Annotated in this window: 20 protein-coding genes, 1 pseudogene and 1 riboswitch; of the genes and pseudogenes, 8 read left to right on the top strand and 13 right to left on the bottom strand. The window is 46.9% G+C overall.

Translation table 11 applies throughout. The features are described from left to right. Positions 1 to 573 precede the first annotated feature (573 nt). On the top strand, positions 574 to 1,149 hold the full coding sequence (locus tag HH682_RS07325) for a histidine phosphatase family protein (RefSeq protein ID WP_250318606.1): 576 nt from the start codon (positions 574 to 576) through the stop codon (positions 1,147 to 1,149). A gap of 136 nt (positions 1,150 to 1,285) precedes the next feature. Beyond that, a complete protein-coding gene (locus HH682_RS07330) occupies positions 1,286 to 2,050 on the top strand; it encodes a DedA family protein (protein WP_214236941.1) in 765 nt (254 codons plus the stop codon). Here the strand turns inward: HH682_RS07330 and thiQ are convergent. From thiQ to eat, 5 genes are all read right to left on the bottom strand, one after another. Next, positions 2,037 to 2,747, bottom strand: a complete 711-nt coding sequence (thiQ, locus tag HH682_RS07335; RefSeq protein WP_214236942.1) for a thiamine ABC transporter ATP-binding protein ThiQ — start codon at positions 2,745 to 2,747, stop codon at positions 2,037 to 2,039. The genes HH682_RS07330 and thiQ overlap by 14 nt on opposite strands. Continuing rightward, positions 2,719 to 4,317 carry a thiamine/thiamine pyrophosphate ABC transporter permease gene (thiP, locus tag HH682_RS07340; protein WP_214237047.1) on the bottom strand — a complete coding sequence of 533 codons (1,599 nt, stop codon included), beginning with the start codon at positions 4,315 to 4,317 and terminating at the stop codon, positions 2,719 to 2,721. Before thiP ends, thiQ begins: the two co-directional genes overlap by 29 nt. Then, positions 4,317 to 5,315, bottom strand: a complete 999-nt coding sequence (gene thiB / locus HH682_RS07345; RefSeq protein WP_214236943.1) for a thiamine ABC transporter substrate binding subunit — start codon at positions 5,313 to 5,315, stop codon at positions 4,317 to 4,319. Before thiB ends, thiP begins: the two co-directional genes overlap by 1 nt. A 43-nt stretch (positions 5,316 to 5,358) precedes the next feature. Beyond that, positions 5,359 to 5,453: riboswitch (TPP riboswitch) on the bottom strand. Positions 5,454 to 5,538: 85 nt separating this feature from the next. Continuing rightward, positions 5,539 to 6,879: an aspartate aminotransferase family protein gene (locus HH682_RS07350; protein WP_214237048.1), complete on the bottom strand. Its 1,341-nt coding sequence runs from the start codon at positions 6,877 to 6,879 to the stop codon at positions 5,539 to 5,541. Positions 6,880 to 6,949: 70 nt separating this feature from the next. After that, a complete protein-coding gene (gene eat / locus HH682_RS07355) occupies positions 6,950 to 8,317 on the bottom strand; it encodes an ethanolamine permease (RefSeq protein WP_214236944.1) in 1,368 nt (455 codons plus the stop codon). Positions 8,318 to 8,569: 252 nt separating this feature from the next. Between eat and HH682_RS07360 the strand changes: the two genes are divergently transcribed. From HH682_RS07360 to HH682_RS07370, 3 genes are all read left to right on the top strand, one after another. Further along, positions 8,570 to 9,586 carry a phosphotransferase enzyme family protein gene (locus HH682_RS07360; RefSeq protein ID WP_214236945.1) on the top strand — a complete coding sequence of 339 codons (1,017 nt, stop codon included), beginning with the start codon at positions 8,570 to 8,572 and terminating at the stop codon, positions 9,584 to 9,586. A 124-nt stretch (positions 9,587 to 9,710) separates the two neighbouring features. After that, positions 9,711 to 10,778 carry an AraC-like transcriptional regulator QhpR gene (gene qhpR / locus HH682_RS07365; RefSeq protein ID WP_214236946.1) on the top strand — a complete coding sequence of 356 codons (1,068 nt, stop codon included), beginning with the start codon at positions 9,711 to 9,713 and terminating at the stop codon, positions 10,776 to 10,778. A gap of 118 nt (positions 10,779 to 10,896) precedes the next feature. Then, positions 10,897 to 12,033 carry an MFS transporter gene (locus tag HH682_RS07370; RefSeq protein WP_420826190.1) on the top strand — a complete coding sequence of 379 codons (1,137 nt, stop codon included), beginning with the start codon at positions 10,897 to 10,899 and terminating at the stop codon, positions 12,031 to 12,033. A gap of 28 nt (positions 12,034 to 12,061) precedes the next feature. Here the strand turns inward: HH682_RS07370 and HH682_RS07375 are convergent, their stop codons facing one another. The 6 genes and pseudogenes from HH682_RS07375 to HH682_RS07400 form a co-directional block, all read right to left on the bottom strand. Beyond that, positions 12,062 to 13,330, bottom strand: a complete 1,269-nt coding sequence (locus HH682_RS07375; RefSeq protein ID WP_214236948.1) for a mechanosensitive ion channel family protein — start codon at positions 13,328 to 13,330, stop codon at positions 12,062 to 12,064. A 605-nt stretch (positions 13,331 to 13,935) separates the two neighbouring features. Continuing rightward, positions 13,936 to 14,142: a glycoside hydrolase family protein gene (locus tag HH682_RS16110; RefSeq protein WP_420826192.1), complete on the bottom strand. Its 207-nt coding sequence runs from the start codon at positions 14,140 to 14,142 to the stop codon at positions 13,936 to 13,938. Positions 14,143 to 14,418: 276 nt separating this feature from the next. After that, a complete protein-coding gene (locus tag HH682_RS07380; RefSeq protein WP_041474758.1) occupies positions 14,419 to 14,865 on the bottom strand; it encodes a hypothetical protein in 447 nt (148 codons plus the stop codon). Between the two features lie 151 nt (positions 14,866 to 15,016). Continuing rightward, a pseudogene (locus HH682_RS07385) lies at positions 15,017 to 15,797 on the bottom strand (IS3 family transposase); the annotation flags it as partial. 244 nt (positions 15,798 to 16,041) lie between these two features. After that, entirely contained in the window at positions 16,042 to 16,644 is a 603-nt protein-coding gene (locus HH682_RS07395) for a peroxiredoxin C (protein WP_092672099.1), read from the bottom strand. A 115-nt stretch (positions 16,645 to 16,759) separates the two neighbouring features. After that, positions 16,760 to 17,341: an acyl carrier protein phosphodiesterase gene (locus HH682_RS07400; RefSeq protein WP_214236950.1), complete on the bottom strand. Its 582-nt coding sequence runs from the start codon at positions 17,339 to 17,341 to the stop codon at positions 16,760 to 16,762. A gap of 99 nt (positions 17,342 to 17,440) precedes the next feature. Between HH682_RS07400 and queA the strand changes: the two genes are divergently transcribed. Further along, the gene (queA, locus tag HH682_RS07405; RefSeq protein WP_214236951.1) at positions 17,441 to 18,511 is read left to right on the top strand and encodes a tRNA preQ1(34) S-adenosylmethionine ribosyltransferase-isomerase QueA; all 1,071 of its coding nucleotides are present in this window, start codon (positions 17,441 to 17,443) and stop codon (positions 18,509 to 18,511) included. A gap of 270 nt (positions 18,512 to 18,781) precedes the next feature. On the opposite strand, the gene HH682_RS07410 is transcribed toward queA, so the two are convergent. Next, positions 18,782 to 19,864 (bottom strand): YncE family protein, encoded by a 1,083-nt coding sequence (locus HH682_RS07410; RefSeq protein WP_214236952.1) that lies wholly within the window; start codon positions 19,862 to 19,864, stop codon positions 18,782 to 18,784. Positions 19,865 to 19,938: 74 nt separating this feature from the next. After that, positions 19,939 to 22,164, bottom strand: a complete 2,226-nt coding sequence (gene fhuE / locus HH682_RS07415) for a ferric-rhodotorulic acid/ferric-coprogen receptor FhuE (protein WP_214236953.1) — start codon at positions 22,162 to 22,164, stop codon at positions 19,939 to 19,941. Positions 22,165 to 22,842: 678 nt separating this feature from the next. Between fhuE and tgt the strand changes: the two genes are divergently transcribed. After that, the gene (gene tgt / locus HH682_RS07420) at positions 22,843 to 23,967 is read left to right on the top strand and encodes a tRNA guanosine(34) transglycosylase Tgt (RefSeq protein WP_214236954.1); all 1,125 of its coding nucleotides are present in this window, start codon (positions 22,843 to 22,845) and stop codon (positions 23,965 to 23,967) included. Between the two features lie 23 nt (positions 23,968 to 23,990). After that, entirely contained in the window at positions 23,991 to 24,323 is a 333-nt protein-coding gene (yajC, locus tag HH682_RS07425; protein WP_062811989.1) for a preprotein translocase subunit YajC, read from the top strand. Positions 24,324 to 24,347: the final 24 nt, after the last annotated feature.

Here is a 24,347-nt window from a genome sequence, read left to right on the forward strand (position 1 = left end):
TCATAGAAATCTCCCCTGAGTTCAGGTTAGTAGAAAATTCTACTTATGAACACACCGATTTTTCGGGGGGATTACCCTACTATTTGAACGAACACGGACATGCTAAGAAAAAGGTTCATTATCTACCTGAGGTTTAGAGTGAAGAAACTAATAGAGAGTTTATCATTCATAAGTTTTCATTCAATCTCTTCCTCTATCTACTTTAGAGGGGGATTTATGCGATCATTGACCTATTATTTTTTCTACATTCTTACCGCACTCGTGATATTTTATTTTCTCTTCACGGGTGATTATACAAACATAAATTTCCACCCACATTTCGCGCCGTAATACCTTTGGCGATAAGAGAAAGGGGCAGGGGTAACGGAATAATACTGCATTGACGTTCATTCAGAGGTATTGCCCTCTCCGAGAGAGTTAATGCCAAAGTGAGGTCTTACCCGATAGTCCCGTTCATATTCTCAACCCTCCCTCAATCAACCGAAAACTTTTCGGTCATCTGTCGCTGTCATTTCACGCTGGTCGGTTATAGTCCACCTCTGTTATTTGCTCATTTTATGGGGGTATCGATCCTTGCGTAGATTATTTTTTCTCTTATTAATGGTCACTGCCTCAAACTGTCAGGCAGAGCGTACCTTTGTCTTCTTTCGCCATGCAGAAAAGCAGATGAACTTCAGTGGACAACTCTCTTGCCAAGGGTTAAATCGGGCGCTGCGGTTACCCGAGGTATTAGTGCCTCGCTATGGAAAACCTGACGCGCTTTACGCCTCGGCACCGATTGAAGAGAAAGAGGGGAGTTCTATTCGCGCCATTGCAACACTGATGCCGATCGCCATTCAGACCTCTGAAAGTATAGGGTTACAATTTCATGCTAACGATACATATGCCTTAGTGAGCCGATTATTAGCGAGCGATAATCACCAAGTGACCTACATTGCTTGGGAGCATGATCACTTAGTCGAAGCGGTAAAAGAGTTAGTGGCGACGACCGGAGGAGACGCTTCGCAGATCCCTTCAATTTCCGCCTTCGATTATGATTCCATTTATTTGGTAAAGGTCGATAAACACCTTCATTTTAGCTGGTTCACGTTAGAAAAAGAGGGGTTGAATCAACTGCCTACTCAGTGTGTGAGGGCGATTGATCCCTAGTACAGAAGAAAAGGGCAACACTCCTCGTCTCGCTGTAATACGATTTTGTTTCGGAGTGTTTTAATATCGGTAACTTTACTTGACGTAGGCGGTACAGACCGCAACAATCCGAGCTCGCGAATTATGAGGAAAGTTAATGGAAGCCTGGATCCAACATTTATTAGAACAATCGGTCGGCTGGGCGATAGGCGTTGTTGCGGTTGTCACCTTCTTAGAGTCCTTAGCACTGGTTGGCTTAATACTGCCCGGAACCGTCATGATGGCTTCGCTAGGCGCATTAATTGGCAGTGGACATGTCAGCCTCTATCCGGCGTGGGCAGCGGGTTTCATTGGATGCTTAGTCGGCGATTGGCTTTCATTTTATATCGGTTGGAAATTCCAAGGGCCCTTACATCGCTGGAAGTATCTGCAAAAGCATCAGGCACTACTTAATAAGACCGAACATGCTTTGCATAATCACAGTGTCGCCACTATTTTGATTGGGCGTTTTGTCGGGCCAACCCGTCCGCTGATCCCGTTGATTGCCGGAATGCTGGAACTTCCGGCGAAGAAGTTTTTACCGCCTAATCTCGCGGGCTGTATTTTGTGGCCGCCGATCTATCTGCTGCCCGGTATTCTCGCGGGGGTCGCCATTGATGTGCCAGCGGGATCGCAAGATAGCTTATTCAAGTGGTACTTAGCCGGTGTGGCAGTACTGATGTGGTTGAGCGTCTGGCTGATGTGGCGCTGGTTACGTCCGGCTAAAGCAGAATCGGTTCAGGGGGGATTAACCCCAGAACGCCTGCGTTATCTTGCACCGATTATGCTGGTGATTACGGCCATCGCTTTTTTCCTGTTACTTCAACACCCAATGATGCCAATGTTTGGCCACTTATTGTGGAAAGTCTTTATTGGTCATTAGTACGCCTAATACCTAGCACCTTGGCGGCATCTATGTCGCCTTTTTCCAGCTGTTGCCATGTCCCGCTCCATGCCAATTTTCCTTGATCGATTAAGATACAGCGATCAGCAAGAAAACGTGCATCCGAAAATTGGTGGGAGACCATCACTAGCGTTAAGCGATTCTCCCGACACAGCTCCTGTGTCAGCACCAACATCTCTTGACGAAGGGCGGGATCTAGGGCAGAAAAGGGTTCATCCAGAAGTAGCAAAGGCTGATCGCGCAGTAGACAACGGGTGAGGGCGACACGTTGTCGCTGCCCTCCTGATAGTTGCGCCGGTAAACGATCCATCAGCGGTAACAGCCCCGTACGTTCAGCTAAGGCCTGTAATTTCTCTTTCTGGGAGGGAGAAAGACGCATGGCAGGAGATAAACCTAGGGCGAGGTTCTGCCTTACACTTAGGTGAGTAAAAAGATTATTTTCCTGAAATAACATCGACAGCGGCCGTTTGGCGGGAGCGAGAGAGGTTACGTTCTGCTCAGCAATCCACACTTCTCCCTGCGTCGCAGGAATAAAGCCCGCGATTAAATTGAGAAGCGTACTTTTGCCTGCGCCACTAGGGCCTAACACCACAATACGCTCACCGGCAGCGACTGATAAGGTAAAACTTAGGGGCTGTTGTGGATAATCACAACTCAGTTGGTTTACGGTCAGCATCGCGCTCCGCCAAGGTTTCAATAAGGATAAAAAATAGGAAGCAAATAAGTAATAGCAGCAGCGCGGTCACTGCAGCTTGCTGCGTCCGATAAGCGCCCATTTGCTGATAGAGATAATAAGGAAGCGTTTGAAAATCTTGGCTACCAAAGAGTGCAATCACCCCAAAGTCCCCCATCGACATTAATGATGCAAAAGCGAAAGCCTGTAATAGCGGTTGTCGTAAAATCGGTAATTCAATATGACGTAAACGCTGCCAACCGCGAATATCTAGGGCGAGGCAGAGACGGCTATATTGATTCGCCAAGTCCCGCATTGGGCTTTCTAATAATTTGCTGGCATAGGGTAGTGCCATCAAGGTGTTGACGATAATTACCAGATAGGCCGGGGAGCTGCCAAGTCCAATGGTTTGATTGAGGATCAGAAAAGCGCCTGTGGCGAGCACGATGCTGGGCACCCCTAATATAATCATTGCACTGCCTTCAAGGCAACTGGCCCATCCATACTGCTGCCGTCGACGGTATTCGCGTGAGGTCCACAACAACATGAGGGTGATACTGACACTGAGCGCCCCGGCGGCAACAGCAATGTTTAGTGAAAGGGCGACTGCCTGCCATAATGCCGGATCTTTTAAGGCATCGAGGGTGTGCGTACCAAGACCGGCAGCGATGACCGCGATAAGCGGTGGGATCAGTAATAGGACAAGCACCATTAATGAAACGCTATCGATGATACGTGCGCAGACACCTTCTACTTTAGGCTGCCAGTTCTGGCGTAAACTCACCTCATGCGCACGAATCGGTGTGAGCCAATGACTGAGTAATAATAATCCGCTGCAGCAACAAAGTTGGATCAAGGCGAGAAGTGCTGCACGTCCCGGGTCATAATCAAAACTTAAGGCTTGGAAAATAGCCAGTTCTAAGGTTGTGGCTTGAGGACCGCCGCCTAGGGTTAATATGATGGCGAAGCTGGTGAAGCAGAGCATAAAGATCAGGACAAAAGCGGGGATAAGTTGCCGTTTTAACCAAGGGCATTCCAGAAATTTAAACAGATTCCAGCCCTGCATTGCGAGTTGATCAGCCAGTTGACGTTGCTCATTGGGGATTTGTTGCAAGGCTTGTAATAACAAGCGTGTGGCGAGAGGCAGATTAAAAAAGACGTGGGCGAGCAGAATCCCACTCAGTCCATAGGGACTAAAGCTATAATTAATTCCTAGCCGATGGCACAGTATGGCCAGCCAGCCTTCACGGCCATAGACGGTCATCAATCCGAATATCGCCACCAACACTGGCAGAATTAAGGTCATGCTGGAGAGTCGCAGCAGCAAGGTTTTGCCGAGAAAATGTCGGCGCTGTAGGGCACGGGCGATGGGGATTGCCAAGCCGATGGCGATGAGGGCGGATAGCGAGGCTTGTTTAAACGAAAAGGCGATCAGGTGATGAAGATAGGCATCTTCTAGCAGCCCCTTTAATGAGGGGACGGGGGCAGCGAAGAGCAGCGCGATCAGCGCTGCGCCAAGACATCCCAGTATGGTTATCGCCGCAATACTGCCGGGAAGTCGCCAAGTATTCATTAATGAGACACAGCCATCTGCCACGCGTCGACCCAGGATGATCGGGATGCTGCGACGTCAGACGCACTGTATTGCAGTGCGTGGCGTGGCACTGGCAGATTCGCTATGGCTGCCGGAAGCGGTTGATGCGTAGCCGGATACATCCAGTTCCCGGTTGCTAAGGTTTTTTGGAAATTATCAGACAGCATAAACTGCATAAATTGATGGGCTAATGCCGGTTGTGGACTTTTGGCTAACTGTCCAGCCACTTCTACTTGTAGATAATGACCTTCTGAGAAATTTGCAGTGGCGTAATCATTATTATGTTCTTCCATAATATGATAAGCCGGAGAGGTGGTATAACTCAGTACCAAGTCCGCTTCGCCTTTTAAAAAAAGCCCGTAAGCTTCACTCCAACCGCGAGGGATAGTGACGGTCTTTTTCGCTAACTGTTGCCATGCCTGTGAGGTTTTATCGCCGAAGACATGGTTCATCCATAACAATAGCCCTAGTCCCGGTGTACTGGTACGGGGATCTTCATAAATTACACGCCATTTTTCGGGGCTTTCCACTAACTCATGCAAACTTTTTGGTGGATTTGGTAAGCGTTTTTTATTGTAGACGAATGCAAAATAGCCATAGTCGTAGGGGATGAAGGTCTTGTTAGTCCAGCCATTAGGTAGGTTAAGCTTTTGTGTATCAATATTGGCCGGAGCAAACAGACCAGTCTTTGTCGCACTCTCTAAGAGATTGTTATCCAGCCCCAGCACCACGTCAGCCTTACTACGATTTCCTTCCATTCGCAGGCGATTAAGCAGCGAAATCCCATCTTCTAAGGTCACATAACGTAACGTACAGCCACAGTGTTGCTCGAAAGCGGTTTTAATCGCCGGGCCTGGTCCCCATTGTGACGCAAAAGAGTCATAGGTGTAGACCGTTAATACTGGCTTAGCAGCCAAGGCGGGCAATGCGGTAAGGGCCAATAATAACCCTGAAACGAATTTTTTGGATGGAAACACTTTGCGCTCCTACAATAACGTTGCTCGTTGGCGCAAAGGATCTGAGAGGATTTCGCTCAAATCCCTCCGCCGGTATTAACCGGATCAGGTTCTACGGGTTTCTCTCAGCAGTCCATGACTGCACCCCGTTGAGTCTGAGCATTCTAGGCAATTATTGAGTAAGAGGAAAGGAAAGATCATGAAAGCCCGCGCAGTCAGCGTTCGACTGCGCGGTAGGGATGGGTCAGTGACAGATTTGTTCCAGCGCGCGATCCAAGCCGCCAACTAACCAATCAATATCTGATGCTTGGAAGGCAAGGGGAGGACGAAGTTTCAGCACGTTACCATAAGGTCCAGCCACTGAGGTGAGGATACCTTGATCACGTAGGCGCTCGATTAAATCCAAGGCTAAAGCCTTGTTCGGTTGCTTACTTTCTGGGTCGGTGACCAATTCAAAGCCGATAAATAATCCCGCCCCTCGCACATCCCCGACACAGCGATATTTTTGCTGCAAGCCGCGCAATTCTTTTATAAGAAGTTCTCCCATTTCTCGGCTATGTTGTTGCAAGTTCTCTTCCTGAATGACTTTTAGCACAGCTTGGGCTGCAGCCATCGAAACAGGGTTACCCCCAAAGGTATTGAAATAAGGAATATGATCACTGAAAGACGCCAGTACATCGCTTTTCGCGAAAAGTGCTGAGACGGGAATTCCGTTACCCATGGGTTTGCCGGTGGTAATGATATCGGGTACCACGCCGTGCCGCGCAAATCCCCAAAAGGTATCGCCAGTCCGTGCAAAACCGGGTTGTACCTCATCAGCAATAAAAATCCCGCCATTCTTATGCACGACATCGATGGCAGCTTTAAGAAAGCCAGGAGGATTAGGTAATACCCCATCAGATGAGAAGATCGAATCAGCGAGAAAGCCCGCAAATTTAATTCCTTTTTGCTTCATATCGTCGATCTGTTTTTGGATTTCATTTGCAAACCATTGGCCCGGATCGCTTGGGGTTAAGCGATAAAAATCGGGGGCAGGTACCACTCGTGTGGTCGAGGCCAGCGCTTGGCCGCTTCCCAGTGCAGGCGATGCACCAGAGGTCAACTCGCTGGTACCATGATATGCCTCTTGGGTAACGATAATCCCAGTTCCCCCACTAAAGGATTTGGCAACACGTATTGCCAGATCGTTCGCTTCAGATCCCGTACACATATACATGGCGCGATCGATCTCTGCTGGGGTGGTTGCAAGGATTGATTCGGTATAGTTTAAGATATTCTCATGCAGATAACGGGTATGGGTATTGAGTTGCTGCATTTGCTGGCTAACGGCCTCGATCACCGCAGGGTGGCAGTGGCCAATACTGGCGACATTGTTATAGACATCTAAATACTTACGGCCTTCTGCATCCCACAGATATTGCCCTTTGCCCTTCACTAAGTGAACGGGATTACGGTAAAAGAGGCGATAGGATTCGCCTAAGATCCGATCTCGTTTGTCGGTTAATTGACGGATTTCAGGGCTTAAGGCGTCTGCATGTTCAGCGCGAAAGCTGTTGGTATCCATAATCGTGGAACGTGTTGGCATCATCTACTCCTTGCACTGCTGTCGTCAGTAAGAGGTAACGGATAGGAACGGTGCCCTATCTCACTAGGCGTTATTCGTTTTCTACGATAGTTAGGGTGATCGGCTGACTTGCTTGGCGTCTCACTTTCGTGGTGAGGAAGTAAAGGTAGCCGATGATCATTAACCCGATAAACAGTCCACCAATCACTGGATTGAACCAGAGCATAGTGACAAAACAGATCGTTGAGAGCACTAACGCAATGCCGGGGATCACTGGGTATCCGGGTGCGCGATAGCTGCGCTCAAGATTAGGGGCGGTTTTACGTAAGCGGTAAAGGCTTAACATACTCATGATGTACATCACGTTGGCACCGAACACTGCCATGGTAATCATCGCGGCGGTCAAACTCATACCCTGTAGAGTCATCCCATCATTACACACCACGATCATCCCGATGATGCCACCAGCAATAATGGCACGGTGCGGGGTTTGAAAACGACTTAATTTACACAGTGAGGCGGGAAGATAGCCGCCGCGGGATAAGGCAAAGAACTGACGGGAATAACCAAGAATAATGCCATGGAAGCTGGCTATTAGACCGAATAATCCAATCCACACGAGCATATGCATCCAACGAGAGTGCTCACCCACAATCATTTTCATCGCTTGCGGTAGCGGATCATTAATCCCTGATAAGGCACGCCAATCGCCAGCACCGCCCGCAAATAGCATGACGCTTAATGCTAAGAACACCAAGGTCAATATTCCGGTTAAGTAAGCGATAGGAATTGTTTTTTTCGGGTTTTTAGCCTCTTCTGCAGCCATCGCGGCTCCTTCAATCGCTAAGAAAAACCAGATAGCGAAGGGAATTGCAGCAAAAATACCGGGCAGGGCGGCCATCGAGAAATGCTCCTGTCCCGACCAGCCATGGGCCACGAAATTACTCATGCTAAACCCTGGGGAGACGACGCCCATAAAGACCAGCAGTTCAAACACCGCTAACAGGGTAACGATCAGTTCAAACATTGCCGCCAATTTTACGCCGAGGATATTTAGCCCCATAAAGACAATATAGGCACCTAAGGCGGCATATTTAGGGTTAAGTGTTGGATATTGCACATTGAGATAGGCCCCAATCGCCATCGCGATAGCGGGGGGAGCGAAGACGAATTCGATCAGGGTGGCGAGCCCAGCGATTAATCCGCCGGTATCCCCAAACGCGGCACGACTATAAGCGAAAGGTCCACCGGCTTGTGGGATAGCCGTTGTCAGTTCAGTAAAACTAAAGATAAAGCAGGTATACATCACGGCGATAATGAGCGTGGTGACGAGGAAGCCGAGCGTTCCTGCTACGCCCCATCCATAGCTCCAGCCAAAATACTCGCCTGAGATAACCAGACCTACGGCAATCCCCCATAAATGCAGTGCACCGAGTGTCGGTTTTAATGATGTCGTCATAGTGAACCCCGTTAGCATTATTGAAGACGTCGTCGCAGGTAAATACTGCGTTTCGAAAGATAATGCAGTGCTTAACGGCGAGAAACTTGACCGGAAAAGACAGTTTGTTGTTACTTCAAGTTAAGTCATGCAGCAAAAAGTCACGCCTGTACTCTCCTGTCAATTTTCGCTGTTTTATCGTCAAGCCCGCAGAGGTCACTCTGATGGATGCTACACCTCACATTAGGTCCCAACGCTGTGTAGGAGAAGATGATGAGTGTGAAACAATACGATGCTCTTGACCAAGCGGTATTAATGCATATTGCGAATCACGTCGTACAAGCCTATCCGCTGCTACAGAACGCGGAAATCAAATTATTATGTCGTTCAGAAAACGCCACATTTTCGGTGACTGCTCAAGGGAAGCGTTATGCGCTGCGTTTACATCGTGGTAATTATCATCAGAAAGCGGCTATCGAGAGTGAATTACTGTGGTTGGACGCACTGCGGGTAGAAGGGATCCAAGTGCCTGAAGCATTACGCGATGCTAAAGGGGAGCGTATCCAAACGTATGTATTATCCGCAAACGAGCAGCGTCACGCGGTGATTTTTCACTGGATCGAGGGCGAAATGCCTACCAGTGAGGTGTCGCCCGACGCCTTTAAGCAGTTAGGGGAGATTACTGCACGGTTACACCAGCACAGTCGTCACTGGCAGCGCCCGGCAGATTTTCAGCGCTTACGCTGGGACCATCACTCGATGGTAGGTGCCTCCAGCCATTGGGGAGATTGGCGTGATATTAGCGATCTGTCTGTCAAGGATCATGACCTTATCTTCACTGTGATCGGTGACGTGGAAGCAACGCTCACCCGTTATAGCCAACAGAGTAACCGCTTTGGCTTGATTCATGCTGATCTGCGTCTCACCAATCTTTTATTAGATCGTGGCGAAACACGGGTGATCGATTTTGACGATTGTGGGTTTGGTTGGTATTTACATGATCTGGCGGCGGCGATCAGTTTTGTGGATCATCATCCGAACGCACCGCTATGGGTGGATCGCTGGATCGAGGGGTATCAAAAGGTACATAGTTTTAGTGACGACGACTTTGCTGTATTACCTGCACTGTTAATCCAACGGCGTATTCAATTGACGGCATGGCTGGCCTCGCATCGCGATACAGAAATGGCAAGAAGCGTCGCGCAAGGGTGGTCCGCACAAACCCTTGAGCTATGTCGCACTTATTTGGAGGGTAAGCAGCTACCCATTGGTCAAGGTGTGCACTATTAAGTAGCAGGAAGGTGTGGTTTTCCGTCATCGTGATACAAAGCGCGTGTTTTATCGCGCTTTTTACTCTTGGTATGAAATTTGCTGAACGATTAATATCGTTGCGATTTTCCATGAGGTCATCACCATGCAATCATTATACTCTCCCTCGCACCAACCGGCTCATCATGGCGTCTTAGCGGCAGCCGCGAGTGGACTTAGCCAATTTATCACGCACCAAGGCGGGGATAGTGATCGGGTGTTTGGCATGAGTGGCATTAATCCTGAGTTACTGGGTAATCCGACCATGAGCTTGAGTTTAGTGAATTATTGTCGCGTGATGGAAGTCGCGGCAAAACATTCAGGGGTGGATAACTTTGGGCTTTACTACGGCAAGCAGTTCAAACCGCAATCACTTGGTTTGATTGGCTATATAGGGATCTGCTCAGCCACCTTAGAAGAAGCGTTGCGCAATGTGGTTCGTGCTTTTCCCTATCATCAACACGATACACTGATTCAATTGGTCGATAAGGGCGACAGCTGGCAATTACACTATCAAGTACGCCATGGCGCCATTTTGCAACGTCGGCAAGATGCAGAATTAACGCTGTGTATGTTCTTAAACTTGATTCGTCATGCGTTAGGTAGCCACTGGTCACCCAGAGAAGTCCATTTTGAACACCCGCGCCCTGCCGCGTGGCATGAACACTGTAAGGTTTTTGATGCGCCTATTTGGTTTGATCAACCGACCAACTGTATGGTGATCCCGAAAAGCGATGGGTTACGTACCATGCCGGACAGTGATCCAATGTTATTGACCGTGACACAAGATGCGATCCGCCAGTTAAATTATCACGTGTCCACACAGCCCTTAATTGATCAGATTCGTATGCAGGTGCAATTAGCGATAGGGCAGGGGGAACCGGATCTTGAACTGATTGCGGATCAAGTATCAATGACCCCTTGGTCACTGCAACGCCGATTACGCCAAGAGGGCGTCAGCTTTACAGGACTGGTGGATAAAGTGCGTGGCGAGATGGCGATGAGCTTTCTGGAACAGCCACACATCTCGGTGACCGATATGGCATTACTGCTTGGATATTCGGAAGTCAGCGCCTTTTCACGGGCCTTTAAACGCTGGTTCGGCACCAGTCCCCGTCAATGGCGTCAGTCACAAATCGAAAGATATTTTGCCGATACCTCGATCATTCTGTAACTGATATGATAAAGGTCTCGTATTGACCCATGCTAACCCTTAACTAGGGCGTTAGTCTTATAGGCCACTTATGCAATCATTTACCCCGCCCGCCCGGAAAGGGGGAAACCCTGTTTTTATGATGTTTATGCTGGTGACATTCTTTGTCAGCATTGCTGGGGCGTTACAAGCTCCGACACTCAGTCTTTATCTTAGTCAGGAGTTACAGGCTAAACCTTTTATGGTTGGACTGTTTTTTACCATCAATGCCGTGACCGGTATCATCATCAGTTTTATATTGGCCAAGCGTTCAGACCGCAAAGGTGATCGACGGCAGTTATTGATGTTTTGCTGTGCGATGGCCATTGCGAATGCGGTGATGTTCGCTTTTGTGCGGCAGTATGTGGTGCTGATTACACTGGGGCTGATCTTGTCGGCCTTAACCAGTGTGGTAATGCCACAACTTTTTGCTTTAGCAAGGGAATATGCTGATCGTACTGGACGTGAAGTCGTAATGTTCAGTTCGGTGATGCGTGCGCAAATGTCTTTAGCCTGGGTGATTGGCCCACCGATCTCTTTCGCACTGGCACTTAATTATGGTTTTATTACCTTATATCTGGTGGCGGCCGCGTTGTTTCTCTTATCACTCATTTTAATTAAAACCACCTTACCCAGTGTGCCAAGGCTATATCCAGCAGAGGATTTGGCCAAAAGCGCGGTCAGTGGCTGGAAACGTACGGATGTACGTCTACTCTTTGCCGCCTCGGTACTGATGTGGGTGTGTAGTCTGATGTATATCATCGATATGCCGCTCTATGTCAGTCAAAGCTTAGGTATGCCTGAAAGTTTTGCTGGAGTACTGATGGGGACGGCCGCGGGTCTAGAAATTCCGGTAATGCTGCTGGCGGGTTATTTGGCTAAACGGATAGGTAAACGGTTATTGGTGATCGTTGCGGTGGTTTGTGGCCTTGCTTTTTATCCCGCGATGTTAGTATTTCATCAACAAACAGGATTATTAGTTATCCAACTTCTAAATGCGGTATTTATCGGTATTGTGGCAGGGTTAGTGATGCTGTGGTTTCAGGATTTGATGCCGGGTAAAGCGGGCGCTGCGACGACGCTATTCACCAATTCGGTTTCCACCGGGATGATCTTTGCGGGACTTTGCCAGGGGATATTAAGTGATGTTCTCGGCCATCAGGCGATTTATTACTTAGCGACAGTTTTGATGGTTATCGCACTGCTACTGTTACTGCGAGTCAAAGAGCAAGCATAGGGATAAGGGGGCCAAATGGCCCCTTGTTTTAGAGACTATTGTGGTGGGAAGGCGGCGTAGGCATTAACGCCCGAATATCTGTGCCGGTTGGAGTTTGATGGACACGCAAGCCAAATGCAGGCAGAGCCGCGTAGATATAATCAAAAATATCGCTTTGGATCGCTTCATAATCTGCCCACACCACAGTATTGGTAAAGGCATAAATCTCAATCGGTTGACCGTTCTCGGTGGGCGCTAACTGACGCACCATTAGCGTCATATCTTGTCGGATGTGTGGATGGGTCTTCAACCAACTCTCCAACCAGATACGAAAGGTACCAATATTGGTTAAGGCACGATGATTAAGTAACGAAGCATTATGAGTATCGCGCTGCGCATTCCACTGAGTGATCTCTTGCTGCTTAGTTACTAAGTAGGGGCTAAGCAGATGGGCTTGGCCAAGTTGGTCAATTTCCGTCTCAGACAAAAAGTGAATGCTAGTCGTATCGATGTTGATGCTACGCTTAATGCGTCGTCCACCTGATTCAGACATTCCCCGCCAATTTTTAAAGGAGTCGGAAATCAAGGCGTAAGCAGGGATAGTGACGATAGTTTTATCCCAATTATGGACTTTCACCGTCGTTAAATTGATATCGATCACCGCGCCATCTGCACCATATTTTGGCATATCGAGCCAATCCCCAATTTTTAGCATATCGTTGGCTGAGAGCTGAATACCGGCCACTAAACCGAGAATAGGGTCGCGAAACACCAACATCAACACGGCGGTCATCGCACCCAGTCCTGTCAGCAGGGTACCGGGTGATTTTCCTAGTAATAGCGAGATCATCAAAATGGCGAGTAAAATCGCCATAATTAATTTAATACTTTGGAAGATGCCGCGCAGCGGGATCTGTTTGGCGAATTCGCTTCTGGCGGTCACCGCTTGGATCACATCGAGCAGTGAGAAGCCGATCAATAAGCTGAAGAGCATCACCCATAATTGACAGAGGGTGGTCAGGCCGACGAACAGCATACTTTGTGGATTGAACAGGATATGCAGCAATGTTTGAAAGAGTGCGCCTTGTAGTAGCCACGTCGCGCGATTAAATAAGCGGTGTTTAAATAAGGATTTTGGCCAAAGATATTGGCTTTTTTCTGACTGTTTTTTCAGTATGGGTAATAGTAGTTTGTGTAAGAGTACATGGATAATCAGTGAGAGAAAAATCATCGCGGTTAACATGAGTAAGGTCGCGATAATATCGGTGTAATGAGTGAGACCTAGGGTCTGAAGCCAATGTTGTAGTGGGAGTTGCATATTGAGTATAACGTCCTTATTTTTATAGTCTTTTATTTAAATTCAACTTTCATTGTATGTCTAATTTTATACCAATATCATATTTTCATAAAAACTATTGAAATGGTAACTAAAAACGAATTAGTAATGAGTAAGCAGAGGTAATAGCGCATAACATGTTCACCTGTTCTTGGGGGATTACCAAAACAGCGGCTGTTTTAGCTTTCTACGCATAACGGTGTCACTGTATCTAAGTTTTACTGCACACAAAAATCCCATTCCTCATCACTTTCACCGTTAAGTGCTACGTCTGCATAATTAATGGAGGATGAAGTTGTTCACTTTCGCAGGATTTTTTTGAATATGGATAACGATATTAATACTGAATTAGAGCGTTTTTGCGGTTTAATGGGTAAACATGGAATGGAAAGCCTTAGACCTTTGATTCAGTACTTATGAGCTTCATAGGGTAGTGGGGGGTGAAAAAACAGAGGGTAGTCACGAAAGCAACCTTTGGGATTCTGGCTATGAAATTAAACCTGAGAAAATTAAAAATGCGGAGTATGAACTCTAATACTTAGACGTCAACGCGAAGAAAAAGAGTAGAAATAATTTATATCTTTTCATCATCTTGTGTAATCAGCCTTATAATATATTTTCAACTCAGTCTCTCGACGTTTCATCAATCCAGAACTAACACTTCCCTGACTTTTGTTCCACGCTTTCCAAGCTGAATCAAGATTATCTCTGCTTTCTCCATTGATGATCTGGACAACGGTTGAGTCACCAAACCCTCTTGAGTCCAACCCGGTACAGATGCGAAAAAACGCCACTGGCAGCAGCCATTGGTAACTGGGGAATTTAGCGGGAGGTTACTAAACGCGTATATCTTTATATAAATATATACGACTACTTGAAGGTATCAGCCTAGATGCGAAACTAACCATACTGATTTGGTGACTGTTCCCGCTAAAGTCCAGTTACCGTCCGGTTTCGAAGAGTTACTAGCTCGACTAGCCCGAACCAACCCGCCTTCCGGCGGTTTTTTTCGTTTACAGGACTGGAGATTACGCCCGAAGAAAAAGGATCACAAGAAGATCCTTTTGAATTCACTGGAATTCATCGTATGGAGTCCCAAACTTTCGATATATCTGAACAAATACTTCCTTTGGCGACTGAAATTTAGCAATCGTAATTACGTCATCGTCATGACGATGCTTCCAACACTCGGCCTCAACATCACAAGATACTTGTGCTTCATATCCTTTCAATTTCAAGTAATTTCTTATTTCGCTGCTATCTGTCACGCCATAAAAATGCACTGTAAATACATGAGCATCCGGCCCGGTAATATTAACAAAATCAAACTTATACTTAGACGATAACCGAGGCATTTCCTTTAGTAGATCGGGCGTATAAAATTCATACTTTATCCAGTCGCGTTCAGTGTAATATGCCGACCCAGCAAAGAAAAATTTACAAAAAATCCAGATAGCGGCCAGAATAATACCGGCAATAAAAACGACACCAATCTTGGCTATTATACGTTTACTCACAACCCCACCCTGCCAAGTACTTCAGTGTAAATCAGACCTCCCTTTTGACTACCTACATATCGCCCATCAATAATTTCTGATCGCTTACTCATCCTGAATGTCCTTTCCGTGTGTTCGTTCTGTCTGCATCAAATTTACTGTCCACTTCCCATTATTTGAGACACACCTGATTAGAGTTTTCTAGCTGTTTCCGGTATGTCTCCGGGGGAAGATGCCCCAGACTTTCATGTGACCGATTCAGATTCTAATCTTGCTGCCAGAACCAAGCCATTTCTTTTACCTGACTGAGGGACTGAAATAAATAAGCATTAAAAAACTCCCGACGAAATGAACCATTAAACCGCTCAATAAATCCATTCTGCTGAGGTTTTCCCGGCTGAATATGGCAGAGTTTGATATTATTATATTCACAGTAATTCAGTAAGTTAATTGATATCAGTTCCGGGCCATTATCAACTCTGATTTGCTGAGGCAGTCCGCGCTCTTCTTTCAGACGATCAAGTACGCGGATCACTCTTCCAGCGGGTAGCGAGGTATCGATTTCAATTGCCAGACACTCACGTGTTCCCTCATCAATAATATTCAGTGTTCTGAATCGTTTTCCGCAATACAGGGCATCATGCATAAAATCCATCGCCCACTGAACATTCGGTTTATTCACAACAGATAACGGCTTTCTATCACGCGCAGGCAGTGTCTTTTTGATCCGCCGTTTAAGGTTTAAACCTAACCGGCAGTACACGCGATAAACACGTTTATGGTTGAAAATAACCCCCTTAAACCTGAGGCGGAAATAACATTTCCAGAAGCCTGCTTGAGGTGATTCGGACAAAATAGCCTGAATAGCGTCTATCACAGCCTTATGCCAGTCAGTGCCGCGACGATAAAAAAGATGCCCGAGATAAAGAAGTCAGTTTACAAGCCGTAATAAGATGCTCTCTAATGCTTGGCTAAAACTTTTCATATTCGACGGATTACGAAATTTATTCGCTTCGATAAAGGTTAAGTAAGCGTGGTAGAGGTAACGTCTGTATAGGTCTAATATACTGGGTAGAGGGAGTTGCATAATCATTTTAGAAATGGCAACGCTATCAAAAGGGCTGCAAAAAGGTTGTCTACGGCGCTGTGATTCCTTAAGCGAGTAAGTGCCCCCTAACGTCTTAGGGGGCGAGGCGATTATAACTTCGCCGCGTTTTGAGACAGGTACTTGGCAACACCTTCTGGTGATGCGCCCATACCTTCTTTCCCTTTTTCCCACTGTGCAGGACAGACTTCGCCGTGCTCTTCGTGGAATTGCAGTGCGTCGACCATACGTAACATTTCGTCGACGTTACGGCCTAATGGCAGGTCGTTAACCACTTGGTGGCGAACAACGCCATCTTTATCGATTAAGAATGAACCACGCAGTGCAACACCTGCTTCTGGGTGTTCGATACCGTAAGCTTGTTGGATCTCACGCTTGATATCAGCAACCATAGCGTATTGCACTTTACCGATACCGCCGTTATCGATAGGCGTGTTACGCCATGCGTTGTGAACGAATTCTGAGTCAAAAGAAACCCCAACCACTTCCACACCACGTTGTTTGAATTCAGCGTAACGCTTATCAAAAGCAATCAGCTCTGAAGGGCAAACAAAGGTGAAGTCCATTGGCCAGAAAAAGAGTACGGCAGGTTTGCCGGCAATGTGCTTATGGAAGTTAAAATTCTCAACAATTTCACCGTTACCTAAAACTGCCGCAGCAGTGAAATCAGGGGCTGAACGAGTCACAAGTACCATACATACTCCAAGTGTTAATGAATAAAATCGTTTTAGGACACACGCTCAGGTTGAGCGGATCCTGCGTCTGTTGCGCCAAGGCAGTGTATCAGAACCGAATAACCGGCGGGGGACTTTACAGCTGTTTTTCTGTGGCCCGCGCCATTAATCGGGGATAAAAACGGTAAAATAAGATTTCCAATTCGCTATAGTTGGCGACGAAATCTTGATAGCAATCGGCAAGGCTTACCAGACGTGGCCGACGCTGCGCCATTTGCTGCAGTACATTTTCTAAGTTGTTCGGCTGGGCATAGCGCTCTAACCAACGTTGCTGCCAGATTAGGCGATTCAAGTGTTGGAAATTGTCTGGGGTCTCTGGAAGATCGCGAGCAATGTTCTGCTCAGCCATGGCACAGAATTCAGGCAAATTCTGTCTAGGATGGATGCTTGACCAGTCCCGGGCTAAGAAATGGTCCCAAATCACATCGAGCGCAATAGGCGCGACGCGACGCGTAGCCAGAGTAAATAACTGTTTAGCTGCACGTACCTCAGGAAGGTGATCGGAAAGGCTGTCGAGCCGACGGTGCATCTGGATACCGGCAACAATGGCAGGTGACCAGCGTCCGTCGGGATCGCCGCGCACAAAATCCGCCAGTAAGTTACCGGTTAATGAGCTGCTAGCAAGGTGGGCGAGATGGAGATGAGCAAGAAAATTCATAGGGCTATTATCGCTTGAGTTGTGCGAAAAGCCAAAGGTTCTGTAATGCAGCCTTTTCCGTTACACTGTGCGCCTAAATTTTTATCGGAATAAGTCACCATGCGCGTTGCTGATTTTAACTTTGCTTTACCTGAGTCGTTAATTGCCCATTATCCACAATCTGAGCGGAGCGCTTGCCGACTGCTATCGTTAGACGGGCCCTCGGGGGAGTTACAGCATGGCGTATTTACCGATGTATTAGATAAGCTGCAACCCGGTGATTTACTGGTGTTTAATAATACCCGCGTAATCCCAGCACGGGTTTATGGTCAAAAAGCCAGCGGTGGTAAGCTTGAGATGCTGGTGGAGCGGATGCTTGATGACAAACGGGTATTGGCCCATGTTCGTGCCTCCAAAGCACCGAAACCGGGTGCGGAATTATTACTCGGTGACGCCTTAGACGTGCGTGCCACAATGGTTGCTCGCCACGATGCGCTTTTTGAAATTGAATTTCACGATAGCCGTGAGGTGTTAGATATCCTCAACCATATCGGTCATATGCCGTTACCGCCTTATATTGACCGTCCTGATGAAGAGTCCGATCGCGAGCTTTACCAAACAGTGTATAGCGCGAAACCGGGCGCGGTCGCTGCTCCGACCGCGGGGCTGCACTTTGACCAGCCGTTACTGGATGCGTTAGGTCAAAAAGGGATTGAAACCGCTTTTGTGACCTTGCATGTTGGGGCAGGGACATTCCAACCGGTACGGGTCGAGAGCATTGAAGACCATATTATGCATGCTGAATATGCTGAAGTGCCGCAAGAAGTGGTTGATGCGGTATTGGCCTGTAAAGCGCGAGGAAATAAGGTCGTGGCGGTAGGCACCACCTCGGTACGCTCCTTGGAAAGCGCCGCCAACGCGGCAGACAACGCCTTAATCGCGCCTTTCTTTGATGATACACAGATATTTATCTACCCAGGCTATCAGTACCAAGTGATCGATGCGCTGATCACTAACTTCCATTTACCCGAATCAACACTGATCATGCTGGTGTCTGCGTTTGCCGGTTATAAAAATACTATGCATGCCTATCAGCAAGCCGTGGAACAGCAATACCGCTTCTTTAGTTACGGTGATGCCATGTTTATTACACAAAATCCGCAAGCGATTCATGAAGTATTGAGTTCGTAACCCGTTACGCTCGCTTCATTGAGGAGGGGCTGAGACTGCCCTCCTCACTTTCAGTTAAAATGATAATGCAATAAAAGCCTCGATAAGAGGGGGGAAACTGAGCATTATTAGTAGCGAAAAGAGAGTGAATATTGTCACTCATCGCCTTTTCCGCCAATGTCTTTACTGATCGCGAGCCTTATCAATTTCGTATCTCGGTGAGAAGATAACTACTATTGCCTTAACCTTGCCGTGAATCGAGCAACATAGGGGGGCGACTTAATACCACAATCAATTCAGCGAAATTCTCGCGACACTGTCGGGACCTTTGGTCGTGTTGTCCTTGTTAAAATCCTGTTTTATCGTCACGTATAGCGTGTCTCCATCGGGTGAAACGAGCAGGCTATTGGGATGCCCTTCAAACGACCATGATTTCTTTAACGTAAAGTTCGTCGCGTCAAGTTGTAATACCTTTTTCGACTCACGTTGGCTAATGTAAATTTCATGACGTTTAGCATTAAACTTAATGCCTAAGGCATCTCCTTGCAGTCGTTTAATTACTTTTCCAGTTCGCTCATCGAACACTACAGTCGTCTTTCCTTCGGAATTATCGGTAACGAACAAATGCCCGGTCGTTGGATCTTCCGCCATATTAAGGAAAAGATAGTTATGTCCATCGTCAGGCTTCCAGCGTTTTTCTATTTTATTATTCGTAGGGTTGATCACGGCTATTTGCCCACTGCCACTCGCTGCATAGATACGTTGAGTCAGCGGGGAGTAAATAATTCCCGTTACCCATTTACCGACATTATCTATTTTACCTTTCAAGGTCATCGTATGGGCATCGACGATAGAGATATATCCTGGGTCGGTGACACGACCGATATAAAGTTGCTGATTGTGAAAGAGAATTTCTCGCGCCCCAACAGGGTCCCCATCTTTATCTTTCCCCTTAAACAAAAGGCGTTCGACAACCTTTCCCGTCTGCGTATCGACTTTCGAGACACCGCCATCCAGTGAGTTGGTGGTATAAAAGAACTGGCCCTTATCATCAATGGCCATACCAAAGTTTTTAAGGTCGGTATGCGTTTCGCCAGTGACGGCCAGTGTGGTGGGATCCAGTCGATAGATCACACCGCCATTAACCCCTTTAAAACTCTGAGCACTCGCAATATAGAGCATATTTTTGCCAGGAATTAGGGCTAATTCGTATAAGCCATCACCGAGTTGACGTTGCTTGAGTGATGAGTCGGCAGGCGAAGAAGCCTCAAGGGGAGCAGGCTGTGATGGTTGGGCAAAAACAGTTGGAGCCGTTAGTGCGGTCATAAAGAGTGCCGAGTACAACGCCTTCGACGAGGGGAAAAATCCTCTCATATCAAACTCCTTTATTGAGTAAAAACGTGTTGAGGGAGAAACGTCCTGGTTCGACAGGACGTTAGTGTGACCGATTAGAACTGATAAGATAAATTCACTGAGACGTTACGCGGTTCACCGTACACATCATTATTTCTATAAGTGTAATAAGTGCGATCGAACAGGTTATTAATATTAGCTTGCACCGCAACCTGTTTGTTTATCTGATAGCGAGTGAACAGGTTTGCTAGAGGATAGCTGCTTCGATAAACCCGTTGAGTGCTGCCATCAGGGGTTGAAACGTCCCAAAATACTCTGTTTTGCCAAGTAATACCGCCGCCTATCGTTAGCTCGGGCAATGTAGGAAGTTGATAACGGCTAAAAAGTTTAAATACGGTTTGTGGTTGATTACTGCTGTAACGGCCCGTTGAATCGGTCGCGACATAGCGTGTTGCACCAAAAGTCATTTGTAAGTTATCGGTGAACGCACCGTTTACTTCGAACTCAGCGCCTTTACTACGGGCCCCTTTGGTCGCGACATAAGCCTGCTCGCTACTATTATTCACATATACGCCATCTTGTTCCTGACCCACATTGTTTTGTTCAATGCGGAAAATCGCGAAGGTGGCGGTCAGTCGTCCATCGTCCCAAGCTGACTTCAGACCTGTTTCATAGCTTTTACCTGTGATTGGTGACAAATAACGGCCTGTACTATCGCGATAGGTTTGAGGCTGGAAGATAGAGGTATAGCTAGCGTAGGCTGACCAAGTATCGTTGAGGTCATACACTACACCTGCGTAAGGCATAAGATTATTTTTTTCCATATCGCCGCTGGAACCATTGCTGCGATATTGGGTATAACGTGCCCCGACAATGAGTGCCAGTGGATCAGTAAGCGAGAACCGCGCAGCAGTATAAGCAGACTTTTGACGGATAATATCATTGGCGTTTTGATACCAATCACCCCAATTCGGTTGGGCAATATTTCCGTTCCAATGGTTATTAAAGATTCCGATATCACTGCTAGCAATTTCGCTGCCATCCGCACTGGTCGTACCGTTACTGCTATCCGTAGCATTATGCTGGCGACTATAGTTCACGCCGAGCATAAGCTGATGCTGGCGACCGAATAGCGCAAATGGGCCACTTGCATAGCCATCGACAGAGGTCAGTTCGCGTTTACCGCTGTCTTCACTGCCAAAGCCGTTAGTACCCTCCCCAGAGTCTCTATCTGGCATGCTGAGATAACCCACATAGAGTAATTTATCACTAAAGGTATTTTCAGCATGGGTACCGTTTAAATGGGTAGACCAACCATTATCGAAGTGATGCACCAGGTCAGCGTAGAGTTTACGTACGGTGGTGTGGTAATAGGTCCAGTTTGCAGACGAATTTAGGCTTCGACGATAATGGGTGAGCGTACCGTTACGATAAAAGACGGGATTTCCTCCCCAAGTAGGGTTACTCGTATCGGCATCTTGGTAATCATAGGCCAGAGAAAGCGTGGTGCGTTCACTTAGGTCAGCGTCGATTGTCCCATAAAGGAATTTGGTATTTTTGGTGTAGCGATCTAGCCAGCTGTCTTGGTTTTGGTAGCCTGCTATCACCCGGCCACGCAGCGACCCTGATTGATTAAGTGGTGTTGAAAGATCGGCGACATAACGTTGTTTGTTCCAACTACCATAACTGGCATTCAAACTACCGGTGGCGGTCTTACTGTCAGCATGCTTTCGAACCATATTAACGGAGGCTGCCGGACTGCCAGCACCCGTCATCAAGCCAGTGGCTCCCCGAACCACTTCAATCCGATCATAAATCGCCGTATCTGATGCGGTATCGCCATAGTTCCAGGCATCACCCATCGAGGTAGGTATACCGTCATAAGTGAAGTTATTTAGCTTGAATCCCCGTGAATAGTAATAGGCCCTTTCGCTATCATCCCGTTCACTGGTGATCCCCGTTGTAGTATTTAATACATCGTTGATTGTTTGCAGTTGTTGATCCTGCATTCGCTGTTGGGTAATCACGCTCAAAGATTGAGGGACATCGCGAGGCGTCAGGAGTAACTTGGTGCCTGCTCGGGTTGTCTTAACCTGATAGTCCTGTTTGGTTTTATCAACGCTGTTATCCGCAGGTGCACCGTAGACCACTACATCTTGTTGTGTCTCACTGGTCGCGGTGGTGTTTGAGCCAGCAGCGTGTGCTGAGGGAAGATAAATAAATAAATGCACAGTGATCGCCAGCAGCGAGAGGGTAAATATCTTATTAATATGCGGTGTGTGGGCAAAGAAACGGGCTGATTTTCCGCGAGGAGCAGACATAGTTATCCCTATAAATCAAAAAGATTTAGATGCTGATTGCCTTTATTTTTATTTGTCAGCATAGATTTCGACAATCAATGGCAACGGCAGTAAATGAGAAAGCCAATCATAATCATTTGTTTTACTGGATGGAATGATTATTTTATCTAATTTTTAATAGCCTTGGCCGCAAAATATAATCCTTTTAAAATTTCAGTTTTAGCGCTATGTAGCCTCGCTCACACTGACTGCACGGCAGTGCCAACTAAATATTTAATAAGGTTTACTTAATCTTGTGAGTGCACAGCGGTTATTGGGATCTAAACGGATGTTGATAAGTGGCAGGGTAACTTCTTTTATCTCATTCCATTCAGATACTCATCGGAAGAGGTACAACGCTGTATTTTCCTTGAGCCTGACAAACAACGCAGTCGCCTATTACTGTCACTTCTGACTTTAGGGGGGCGCAGTGTGGGAGTCAGGGAGTGGGATAGGGAAATCATCAACTTTATGGTAGCATCCTTTGCTCAGATTTTAGGTGTGTCAATTTTGTGTCAAATGAGAGACACCAATCGGCAAAAAAATGCAAAAATCTGCACAGGCGATTTAGAGGAAGCTGGCTAAGTCGCGGGTTTCACGGGGTTTTTACTTCGTACTTATTATCATCTAATCAGACTGTTTCTCTGATGGAGAAGTTTTGTGAAATTTGAATATATCAAGCGCGATGGTCGCGCGCGCCGTGGTCGTTTAGTCTTTGAGCGCGGTACAGTTGAGACGCCAGCATTTATGCCTGTCGGCACTTATGGCACCGTAAAAGGCATGACACCAGAAGAAGTAAAGGATACCGGCGCACAAATTTTGCTCGGGAACACTTTCCACCTCTGGTTACGTCCAGGCCAAGAAATCATGAAATTGCATGGCGATTTACATGATTTCATGCAATGGCAAGGCCCTATTTTGACAGATTCTGGCGGGTTTCAAGTTTTCAGCTTGGGCGACATTCGTAAAATTACCGAAAAAGGCGTTCATTTCCGTAACCCAATTAATGGTGATCCTATTTTCCTCGACCCCGAAAAATCGATGGAAATTCAGTATGACTTAGGTTCGGACATCGTAATGATTTTTGATGAGTGTACGCCGTACCCAGCGGATTGGGACTATGCGAAACGTTCGATGGAAATGTCGTTACGTTGGGCACAGCGTAGCCGTGACCGGTTTGATGAGTTGGGTAATAAGAATGCGCTATTTGGTATCGTGCAGGGTGGGGTTTACGAAGATTTACGCGATATCTCGGTCAAAGGACTGGTAGATATTGGTTTTGATGGGTACGCTGTCGGCGGCTTAGCAGTCGGGGAACCTAAAGCCGATATGCATCGTATTCTTGAGCATGTCTGCCCACAGTTACCTGAAGAGAAACCCCGTTATTTGATGGGGGTGGGGAAACCTGAAGATTTAGTGGAAGGGGTACGTCGCGGTATCGATATGTTTGACTGCGTGATGCCAACGCGTAATGCTCGTAACGGACACCTATTTGTGACCGACGGCGTAGTAAAAATCCGTAATGCTAAACACAAAAGTGATACCTCACCGCTGGATGCTGAATGCGATTGTTACACCTGTAAAAACTACACTCGCGCTTACCTGTATCATTTAGACCGTTGTAATGAAATCTTAGGCGCGCGGCTCAATACTATCCATAACTTACGCTATTATCAGCGTTTGATGGCAGGATTACGCCAAGCGATTGAAGACGATCGGTTAGAAGAATTCGTTGCTGACTTTTATACGAAGATTGGCAAAGAAGTGCCAGCTTTACCATTTTGATTTTAATTAATGAGGGATAGTTTATGAGCTTTTTCATTTCTGATGCCGCGGCAGCGGCTGGCGCACCAGCACAAAACAGTAGTTTTTCGATGGTCATCATGTTGGTCGTTTTCGGCCTGATCTTTTTCTTTATGATTTTGCGTCCACAGCAAAAGCGTGCAAAAGAGCATAAAAAATTGATGGAATCCATCGCAAAAGGGGATGAAGTGATGACCACCTCAGGATTCGTTGGTCGAGTTACTAAAATCTCTGAAACGGGTTATGTTGCTATTGCGCTGAACGAAACTAATGAAGTCGTTGTTAAGCGTGATTTCGTCGCTGCCGTTCTGCCTAAAGGCACAATGAAAGCATTATAATTGAACTCTTCCTTAGGGAACTGC

Origin of the sequence: Rosenbergiella gaditana, assembly GCF_018494065.1 — a bacterium.
Lineage (GTDB): Bacteria > Pseudomonadota > Gammaproteobacteria > Enterobacterales > Enterobacteriaceae > Rosenbergiella > Rosenbergiella gaditana.